This is a genomic window from Synechocystis salina LEGE 00031 (assembly GCF_015207985.1).
GTDB lineage: Bacteria > Cyanobacteriota > Cyanobacteriia > Cyanobacteriales > Microcystaceae > Synechocystis > Synechocystis salina.
This window is the reverse complement of sequence record NZ_JADEVV010000084.1, coordinates 1-9,493: the sequence shown is the minus strand read 5'-3', so window position 1 is coordinate 9,493 and position 9,493 is coordinate 1. Positions and strand designations below refer to the sequence as shown.

Annotated in this window: 7 protein-coding genes and 1 tRNA gene; 5 read left to right on the top strand and 3 right to left on the bottom strand. The window is 51.1% G+C overall.

Annotated elements, in window-relative coordinates:
• A partial coding sequence (locus IQ217_RS18210) for a DUF3370 family protein (RefSeq protein WP_194021294.1) occupies positions 1 to 700 on the bottom strand: 700 nt, incomplete at its 3' end.
• Between the two features lie 196 nt (positions 701 to 896).
• Between IQ217_RS18210 and IQ217_RS18205 the strand changes: the two genes are divergently transcribed.
• Together IQ217_RS18205 and IQ217_RS18200 are read left to right on the top strand one after the other, a co-directional pair.
• Positions 897 to 1,616, top strand: a complete 720-nt coding sequence (locus IQ217_RS18205; RefSeq protein WP_190598726.1) for a hypothetical protein — start codon at positions 897 to 899, stop codon at positions 1,614 to 1,616.
• Between the two features lie 87 nt (positions 1,617 to 1,703).
• Positions 1,704 to 1,789: transfer RNA gene (locus IQ217_RS18200), tRNA-Leu, on the top strand.
• Positions 1,790 to 1,831: 42 nt separating this feature from the next.
• On the opposite strand, the gene IQ217_RS18195 is transcribed toward IQ217_RS18200, so the two are convergent.
• Positions 1,832 to 2,698, bottom strand: a complete 867-nt coding sequence (locus IQ217_RS18195) for an SWIM zinc finger family protein (protein ID WP_228024286.1) — start codon at positions 2,696 to 2,698, stop codon at positions 1,832 to 1,834.
• 344 nt (positions 2,699 to 3,042) lie between these two features.
• Here IQ217_RS18195 and IQ217_RS18190 point away from each other — a divergent pair, with 344 nt between their 5' ends.
• Positions 3,043 to 4,590 carry a sensor histidine kinase gene (locus IQ217_RS18190; RefSeq protein WP_194021293.1) on the top strand — a complete coding sequence of 516 codons (1,548 nt, stop codon included), beginning with the start codon at positions 3,043 to 3,045 and terminating at the stop codon, positions 4,588 to 4,590.
• Here the strand turns inward: IQ217_RS18190 and IQ217_RS18185 are convergent.
• On the bottom strand, positions 4,572 to 6,482 hold the full coding sequence (locus tag IQ217_RS18185; RefSeq protein ID WP_194021285.1) for a GTPase family protein: 1,911 nt from the start codon (positions 6,480 to 6,482) through the stop codon (positions 4,572 to 4,574). The two genes, IQ217_RS18190 and IQ217_RS18185, sit on opposite strands and share 19 nt — an antisense overlap.
• Before the next feature lie 183 nt (positions 6,483 to 6,665).
• Between IQ217_RS18185 and argZ the strand changes: the two genes are divergently transcribed.
• Together argZ and IQ217_RS18175 are read left to right on the top strand one after the other, a co-directional pair.
• Entirely contained in the window at positions 6,666 to 8,783 is a 2,118-nt protein-coding gene (argZ, locus tag IQ217_RS18180) for a bifunctional arginine dihydrolase/ornithine cyclodeaminase (protein ID WP_194021283.1), read from the top strand.
• A gap of 205 nt (positions 8,784 to 8,988) precedes the next feature.
• On the top strand, positions 8,989 to 9,493 hold a 505-nt coding region (locus IQ217_RS18175), incomplete at its 3' end, for a hypothetical protein (RefSeq protein ID WP_194021281.1).

Genomic DNA, 9,493 nt, shown 5'->3' with positions numbered 1-9,493 from the left:
CCGTGGGGGTGGGCAGGTTAGCACCGGCGCTGGCCGTATCCACCACTGGGGCATATTCCGGTACGGCAAACATTGCTAGGTTAGCCATGTAAACGGGGCCGTCACTCTGGAGTCGGAGATAGGTGGACCGGGCACTACTGCGATTAATGGCCAGGGAAAATAGTAGTCTAGTGTGTCCCGGAGGAATAATGATCTGACTTGGGAAGCCGGCTTGGGTGTTACCCCGCAATAGCTGGCTCATTAGTTTGGATCCGGGACCAGAATGGAATTGTCCATGGGGATCTTCCACGGTGGGAGCAAGATTGATAAAGGGGGCATCGGGGCCAGTAAGATAACTTCCCCCCTGGAGGATGCGGATGGTGATGGTGCGATCGGTGGGATTCCCCACTAACACTCCCTGGTAGAGAGTACGGGAATCCCTCGGCCGGGCAATGTGATGGGAGAAAAAGTCAAAACGACCGTTGAGGGCTTTATTGAGGTGGGCGTTGGGATAGTATTTGCGGTCAGTGGGGAAGGTGGAGAGCAGAATCCCTTCCCCTTCAATTACTTCTGGACTATTACTGTTAAAAACGGGTATCTGGTCTAGTTGCCCTGGTAATGGTCTTATTTCCTGCGGCTGGACAATATAATCTGCTTGAATGGGCTGGATGGGGGCGGCGACGATTTGAGCCAACATCATGGGGGAAAGCAGTGGGATCATAATTTGTCCGCTGAAATAAAGAATTTGACAGGCTGTTGGGGGTCAAAGGAAATTAACTTCTACTTAGAGTGCTATTTGGAACTTGTCTTGTCAAGTTGCCGTCTCGGACTTTTTGGCTTTCCGGAGACAGAAGTTGTGGTTTTTCACCGGAGACCAATGACCGAATTCCTGGGTAGAAACACTTGATTGAGGGGCTATGAGGGTATTTTTTCGTAGTTGGTTGAGCTTTTGGCCTGCTAACTTGGGGCTCTTGTTGGCGATCGCCAGTGGGGGAATGGGGGGCCAAGCCTGGGGACAGACATCGCCGGAGGAAAACCCGTTGGATTTGGAGCCGGCCCTGGTGGAAAATAGCCCCACTTTGCAACGGTGGTGGGATGAAACTCCGGATTTATTTGAGCAAAATAGTAATGATCCAGCTTTTTTAACTAGGGTGCGCTTGGGTTATAACTATTTTCCCGACGATGATCAATCCAGTGGCGCGGCGATCGGTGTCGAAGACCTGTTCATCGGCCAATCCCCCCTGAGTGTGAGCGGCGATTACTACACCAATTTTGCTGGACAACAGGGGGGCGGGGCCAATCTGCAATACTATCTTCTGCCCCTGGGTTGGTATGTCAATGTTACTCCCTTGGTGGGTTACCGGGCGATCGCCCAAAATGACTACCACAGTGAGGGGGTTAATGTGGGGGGCAAAGTGGTTTTAGCCCTTTCCCGCACCGGGGCAGCGGACATTAGTTTTAGTCAAAATTTTGTTGCCCCCGGCGGCACCGCAGAAGTGGGCATTAGCACCCTTTCCGTGGGCTATGCGTTGACTCCCCAATGGCGTTTGGCAACGGATCTGCAACGACAAAATTCCTCCGCCTACCGGGAAAGTCGTTTTGGCGTTTATCTGGAGTGGCAACCCCAGCCACGTTAGTTCCACTGGAAATCTTGTCAAACGGGTGGAGGAAACTTTCTGTGGTATGATGCTTAATCGCCGACGGATCGGCGGACCCCAATTGTTGGGGGTGTGGCGGAATGGTAGACGCTGCGGATTTAAAATCCGTTGAGCCTTATAAGCTCGTGAGAGTTCGAGTCTCTCCACCCCCATTAAAGTTTTCCCTAAACCTAACTTCCCTTGGTTAGGGCTATCTAGTCGCCTGCTCCCACCATCTGTCCTAGGGTAGCTTGACTGGAGGTTTGGTAGATTTGCGTCAATGCCTGTTTGATTTCCCTGGCCACCTCATAATTTAAGGGCAGATCCCCTAGGCGTTCAATTTGCTGCATGGGGTTATCCGGTGGGACGATCGCCGTTAATTCCGGGGCTAATTCCCCTCGGTACTGCCAAAATTGTTCGATGGCTTGCTGTTGCTCCGCTTTAGTTTGTTTTTGGGGCTTGGTGGTGGTTGCTCCTTCCTCTGTATCAATGGCGATCGCCGTAGAGTCATTGCAGAGATCTGGGTCATAGGTAGCCAATTGGGCTGGGTCAAGGTGTCGATAACAACTTAACTGCTCCAACAACTCACCCCGGCTCCGGCCCCGCAAGCGAAAAATCACAAAGGGATCCTCTTGGAAATGATCCGCCAACTGGTAGTACACCGCACCGATATGCTTACATGGATTAGCTTTATCTGGACAACTACAGCGGGAATGAACCTCCCCCAGGGTGAAGGGGAACAAATTTAGCCCATTTTGGACAAACACCTGTTCGATGCTGGGGGGCATGGCTCCACTGAGCAACTGGGCCGCATACAGAGCTTGTTCTGCCAAGGTGGCCACCACATAATGCCAATCCTCATCGCTGAAGCAATCCAATCCCAAAGTAACCTGGTAGGGATCCACTTCTGTGCCTTGCACCAGGGCCGTTAGCTTACTCTCCACAAACTGCAAACTAAGGACATTACCCTCCCTGGCATAATTCCTGGCACGTTCGAGGCGCTTTTTAAATCGGTAGGAATCTAAGAGTTCCAACCACCGATCCACCCACCATTGTCGTTGTTCAATCTGCACTGCCACCATAATTCGGTAATGTTAGACCTGCTAACCACAAGTTTTTAATGAAAGTCACTGCTAGCATTGCCATCAACTTTCCCCTCACTATCCTATACCCCTTTCTCGGGCAATCATGAGCTCTCTTTTTCCCGGTTGACGGAACAAATCACCCTAGTCTTTTACCCTGGGGTATTGCCATCGAAATGGAGGTACACCATCATGGATGTAGAAAATAGGTTCTGGGCCACAGTTAACCATTAATGCCCAACATCACAAAATGTTCAGCAATCAATATAGTCATGGCTCATTTGATAGAAAATGGCCCAGAACCATAGATTGAAATGATTGCCTTACCGACTTGACAGGAGTTTATGTCACCCCGTTCTTATTCTAGTCAGTTATACGGATATGGATTAAGTTGTGCCTTAGATGGATTATCTACGGTGGATCGACGGGCCCGGAGGCAAAAAAAACTGTCGGAGTTGGGGCTGCTGACTAATGGAAACAATACTTTTTTTGAAGAAGCCACCCAAACCGTTGCCCAGAGTCTGGGATTACCCATTTGTATAGTGGGTTTGATGGTGCAGGACGAAATTCACATTACCTCCGCCGTGGGCATATGTAGCTTGGGAGTGAATGATGCCCTGGTGGTTTCCCGGCGCTTACAGCGCAATGAAGCTTACTGTACTATGGTGGTGGATAGTGCCATGCCACTAGTGGTGAATGATGCTTTGGCAGAACCGTTTTTTATCCAGGGGGAATTGTACCAACGTTATGGCATTAGGTCCTACCTAGGCACTCCTCTGCTCACCAGGGATGGTGTGTGCCTCGGAACCCTAGCGGTGCTAGATTTTTCCTCCCATGATTTTACGGAACAGAATGTGGCTCTGCTTAATATGACTGCCCGTTGGTGCATGGGGGAAATTGAACACCAAGCTTATCTCAGCGCTAACCAGGATCAACTTGGCCACAGTTCCCCTAATTTTGGGTTAAATACGATCGCCATCAGGAGAGATGATGCTTTTTCCTCCAACGGTAATAACCTAAATAAATTGTCCAGGCCAGGGCGATCGGACCATTCCCCAGAAGCAGTCAAACTGCAATTGGTGCCCCATTACCTGATCCGCACCCAACGAGACCTCACTGCGGTGATCGGCATGGCCAGTGTGGTGCGGGACGGAGTTTTTGGCGAGCTTAATGAGAAGCAAAAACAATATCTAGAAATTATCCACCAGAGTGGCCAGCGGGTTAGCCAAGCCATTGAGGAAATCATCGAACTGGAGCAGATTAAACCCGATCGCCAGGGCTTAAAAATTGTCAATATCAATTTGGCCTTATTGGGAGAATATTGGCGGGATAAAATGGCCATCATACTTGGTCAAAATCGGCTTGCCCTAAACCTTTCCCTAGAATCGGGGCTGAAATATTGGCCCCTAGACAAAATTAAAATCAGACAGGGAGTGTACTATCTGCTGCTCAGTTTGTTGGATGAGGGAGTAACGGATGGGACCTTACGCATCCACGCTTCTGCTGGCCAAGAATATTTGCACTTAGCCGTTTGGGTTGATTCTCCCCAGGGCCAGGGTCTGCCCCATGTGACCCTACAGGATTTACTCACAGAAGGTGAAGCCCACCAGGCAGAAGTAAATATCCAGTTAACATTGGAACACTTAGCTCTGAAACTGCAAGGCCATAACCAGGAAAGTCAGGGCCACTATTGCCAACAAATTTTGGCTTTGACCCTCAGTTTTTATTTCATCAAAAGTCATCAGGGGCAAATTGCGCTGCAGGGCAGTGCTGACCGGGGTTACTGTTACTGGGTGCAGTGGCCGAAAATATCGGCCCCAACCGCCGTCAATCACAGTGAGTACAATCTTTTACCGTTAATACTCCCCCTTACTCAGCCCAGCTCACAATAATGGCGAAATCTGACTCCCAATTGCTCCACTGTTAAATTTTGCGTCCAATATTCCAACAGGGCATGGCCAAAAGCCCAGGCATTGCGGTCGGGGGCCACCGGATTGTCTAGCAATAGGGGCCAGAGGGTCAGTAAATCAAAGGTGGTGTCATCGTCATCCGCCGCCAATAAATTAAATAGGTCATAGGCTAGCTGGAGCTTGCCCAACACTAATGGCAGTTGCTCAATGGGAATTTGCTCTGCTAGCAAATAGGCCAGGGCTGGGGAACCGGTGGTTAAGCTAGAAACAAATTGCAACACCGGGCTTTTCAACAGAGCTGTCACCCCCTGGGTAGTGGTCATTTGCAAGGCATAACGGTCAATGATTTGGGCCGCTGCCAGGGAACGGGCCTCTAGGTTCCGTAAAAAACGGGCGAGACGTTGTTGTTGGGCCGGGCTGACAACGGTCACTAAGGCCACAGCAAGCTCCTCCAGGCCCCAGGGCGATCGCCCTACCGTTTCATCACCACTAACAACGGGCAAAATTTGTTCACAATACTGGCCTAATTGCTCTGCCCGGTACTGCACCGCTTCCCGAATTGATTTTTCTTTGGACTGATCTCCCGATCGCCAATCGTAAGGAGGTTGCCATTGCCGCACAGGACGCAGTCGGTCCACCTGGGTTACCAAGAGGATCAAAGGACGATCTCCCCCCAGGTTTTGGACATCCCGCACAAAGTCCGCATCCATCTGTAACGCCGGATCTAAAGCGGGATTGAGCAACAAAATTACGTCCGCCCGTTGGGCATAGTCCAACACCAATTGCCTTAAGTCCGCCCGTTGCCCCTGCTCATAACCGGGACTGTCCCAGAGCAACAGGGTTTGGCCGTCCTGAGTTTGCCATTCATACTTGGTAATTGCCGTGGTGCTGGGCAGTAAATCCGTCACTGCCAAATTGGTTTGAAAGAGGGCATTAATGAGGCTACTTTTCCCTGCCCCAGTGCGCCCCACTAATAAAATATTGACCGGCTGTTGCTCCACTTCCTGGGGGGATTGCCCCTGGGCCAAAATATTCTGCAAAGTCTGGCTTTTGGCTTTCACCAGCCCTGGGACTGGGTTGCCCCCATTAGCAAAATTGTCCGGTAAATTACCACTGGCCGGATTGTACAAGGCGATCGCCTGGCGACAGAGAGTGCGGAGGGTTGCTTCCCGTAACTGTTGACTGAGGTTAACTAACAATTGCTGGGTAGCCTGCTGATTGCTCTGTTGACTAGCTAGCCGTGCCGCCGCCGCCACCGGATTAAGCAACCACTGACCCCAGTACCACGCCTGCCAAATTTTTTTCAGGGATGGTTCTAGCTTTTGATAGACCTCATAGGATTGATATACTTGGGACAAGGAAACTTGATTGAGGGTGGGGGAAAGGTTAGCGACCCAGCGGTCCATATCATCCACCGTACCCCGGATCAAACCATAGGCATCCGGCACATGAATATTTAGTAAAGGGTATTTCACTTCCGGGTAATAGCTCTGGGCCACCGCTGTCACCACTTGTTGACATCTCTGCCAAAACAATGGCCAATCCTGCCACACTGGCACATCTTGGCGGGAAGCCTGCAGTATCTCGTTTAGCGCTTCCTCGATTTTCTCCACGTTAACGTCCGCCGTGGGTTCCCCCAGGGAAACGGTGGGAAAAGATACCTGCCCATTGGGGGCTGCTAGGGGGGCTGTCCACCGCACCAGCAACCACCGCCAACCAAGGAAAATTAACACTACCACCGCCCAAACCCAGTTCAAGTGCCAAGCATTAATTTGCCAACTGGCCGCCACCAACAAAAAGGTGATTACCCCCGCAATGGGTAACACTAAAATCGCCCCCTGCCAGGGGCGGAGACGGAAATTGGCGATCGCCATGGGGGCTCTCAACAAAAAAACATTGTCCCCATGGTATGGGCCCAGGGGCAAAGTTTCAACAGGGATACCGTGATAGAATGAAAGGTTGGATTCCGCCTGCCTGGAAAGCTGATTTACAACCTTACTCCAACCAGGATTTGTCTCTAGATATACTTGCAAACCAACTTTTTTACTTCTTCAACCATGGCTGACGATATTCGCATTTTGATGTGCCCCCCCGACCACTACGACGTGGACTACGTAATTAATCCTTGGATGGAGGGCAATATCCACAAATCCTCCCAGGAGCGGGCCGTAGAGCAATGGAAAAAACTACACCAGACCATCAAAGAATGCGCCATTGTGGACTTGGTGAAGCCGGCAAAGGGTTGGCCTGATATGGTCTTCACCGCCAATGCGGGGTTAGTGTTGGGAGAAAATGTGGTGCTCAGTCGCTTCTACCACAAAGAACGCCAAGGGGAAGAACCCTATTTCAAAGCTTGGTTTGAAGAAAATGGTTTCACTGTTTACGAACTGCCCCAGGATTTGCCCTTTGAAGGGGCCGGGGACGCTCTGTTTGACCGGGAAGGTCGTTGGTTGTGGGCGGGTTATGGTTTCCGCTCCGAACTAGATTCCCATCCCTACATTGCCAAATGGCTGGATACGGAAGTAGTTTCCCTGCGCTTAATTGACGAGCGTTTTTATCACCTTGATACCTGTTTTTGCCCCCTGAGTGGTGGTTATTTGCTCTATTATCCCCCTGCCTTCGACGCCTACTCTAACCGGGTAATTGAGATGCGCATTCCCCCGGAAAAGCGGATCATTGTCGAGGAGTTAGATGCGGTTAATTTTGCCTGTAATGCGGTCAATGTTAACGAAATCATCATCATGAATTTGGTCAGTCGAACCCTGAAGGATAAGTTGGCTGAGGCCGGCTTTACGGTGCGGGAAACTCCCCTGACGGAATTTTTAAAAGCGGGGGGAGCAGCCAAATGTCTGACCCTACGGGTAACGGAGCCTATTCTGGAAGATGTCCATGCCACCGTTTCCATTGAAAGTCGGGTGATTCGCATGGAGGGCCATTTACTCGATGCCGGCATCCTCAACCAAGCCCTGGATTTGGTGGTGGAAAACAGCGGTAGTTTCCGGGTGTTGAACTTCAATTTGGGGGTAGAGCGCAACAGTACCTCCAGCGCGGAAGTCAGGGTTTCAGCCCCCTCCCACCAGATTATGGAAGAGATCATGACCGAACTGATTGATCTCGGTGCAGTACCGCCTCCCCAGGAACTCTGTGATATCAACACCGAAACGGTAATCCAAGCAGGGGTAGCTCCAGATGATTTCTATGTCAGCACCATCTATCCCACGGAGGTGCGGGTTAATTGCGAATGGGTCCAGGTGACAGGACAACGGATGGATGCGGCCATTGTCGTCACTAGCAATCCCCCTTCGGCCCGCTGTGTACTCCTCCGGGATCTCCAGGTCGGCGATCGGGTCATGGTAGGAGTTGAAGGCATTCGTACCATCAAAAAAGTCGAATCCCATGACGGCGGAGCCCGCAAAGAAAATAAAGAGTTTGCCTTCATGGCGGCGGGGGTTTCCAGCGAGCGTCGGGTGGAACTTTTAGTAGAACAAATTGCCTGGGAAATGCGCCAAATCCGGGACCAGGGAGGCAAAATTGTCGTCACTGCAGGGCCTGTGGTGATCCACACCGGCGGAGCCCAACACCTTTCCCATCTGGTGCGGGAGGGCTATGTCCATGCTCTGCTGGGGGGCAATGCGATCGCCGTCCATGACATTGAGCAGGCCACTATGGGTACGTCCCTCGGAGTCGATATGCAACGGGGCATCCCAGTGCGGGGGGGACACCGTCACCATCTGAAAATTATTAACACTGTGCGGCGCTATGGTGGTATCCACGAAGCAGTAGAAGCTGGGTTTATTAGCAAAGGGGTCATGTACGAATGCGTGAAAAATAACGTCCCCTATTGCCTAGCCGGTTCTATTCGGGATGATGGCCCCCTGCCCGATACGGAAATGGACCTAGTCCAAGCCCAGGGTTGTTACAGCGAGTTAATTCAAGGAGCAGATATGATCCTGATGCTGTCCAGCATGTTGCACTCCATTGGAGTAGGTAATATGACTCCTTCCGGGGTAAAAATGGTCTGTGTGGACATCAACCCCGCTGTGGTAACCAAGCTCAGTGACCGGGGCTCGGTGGAATCCGTCGGAGTGGTCACCGATGTGGGTTTATTCCTCAGTCTTTTGGTACGGCAACTGCAACAACTCACCAGACCCTACAGTCTGAACGAAACCTTTTAACTTTTGTCCTAGTTTTTGGCCCTGGGGTGTTACCTGTGGGGCCAGGGCTAGTAAATTGGAAATATCAAGAAGTAGGTAAAAAAGTTTTAAGGGATGGGGTCAAACCTTCCCCGTCTCCGAGGAACTATATTATACTTTTAGCGTCGGGGTCTGGATTTTGGCCCCAGCTAAAAATTGATTTTCGTGATTCACAAGCGAGGTTATCGTGTTAAACAAATCTGTTCAAACCCTCTCTGGAGTTTTGCTTGCTGCTGCGGCCCTAGGTTTTGCTGCCCCCGCCCAAGCTGAGCCTTTTCAAACCAAGGGTAACATTTTATTGAGCCAACTTCCTGGCCATGACATGTATGCCCCCATCAACGAGCAAATGAGCTTCGATGGGCTGGCGATCGGTCGGGTACGGGGCAAGGTTGGTAGTATCATCCAAGTTGAACTGTTACCCTATGGTGACTTCCCTGGTTACATTGAAGTGAGCGACAACAGCCGCATCTACCACTGGGACGGCGCCGGTGCTGCTGAACCCGGTGATGACGTTTTGCTCCAGCCCGTGTTCGATGACAATGGTAACTACATCCGCACCGATTTCTATTCTGCGGCCCACCCCACCTGGTTGACCCGTTTGGATCTCAAGGAAGTTCAAGAAGTCACCATTTCCGAAATTAACTTCCAATCCTCCGAACCTGTTGGTTTGCCCCCCGTGACCCGGTCCGCCC

Coding starts and splice junctions, on each gene's coding strand:
- IQ217_RS18185 (WP_194021285.1), bottom strand. CDS start 6,482: ATGGCGATCGCCAATTTCCGTCTCCGCCCCTGGCAGGGGGCGATTTTA.
- IQ217_RS18195 (WP_228024286.1), bottom strand. CDS start 2,698: ATGGTGGCAGTGCAGATTGAACAACGACAATGGTGGGTGGATCGGTGG.
- IQ217_RS18205 (WP_190598726.1), top strand. CDS start 897: ATGAGGGTATTTTTTCGTAGTTGGTTGAGCTTTTGGCCTGCTAACTTG.
- IQ217_RS18190 (WP_194021293.1), top strand. CDS start 3,043: ATGTCACCCCGTTCTTATTCTAGTCAGTTATACGGATATGGATTAAGT.
- argZ (WP_194021283.1), top strand. CDS start 6,666: ATGGCTGACGATATTCGCATTTTGATGTGCCCCCCCGACCACTACGAC.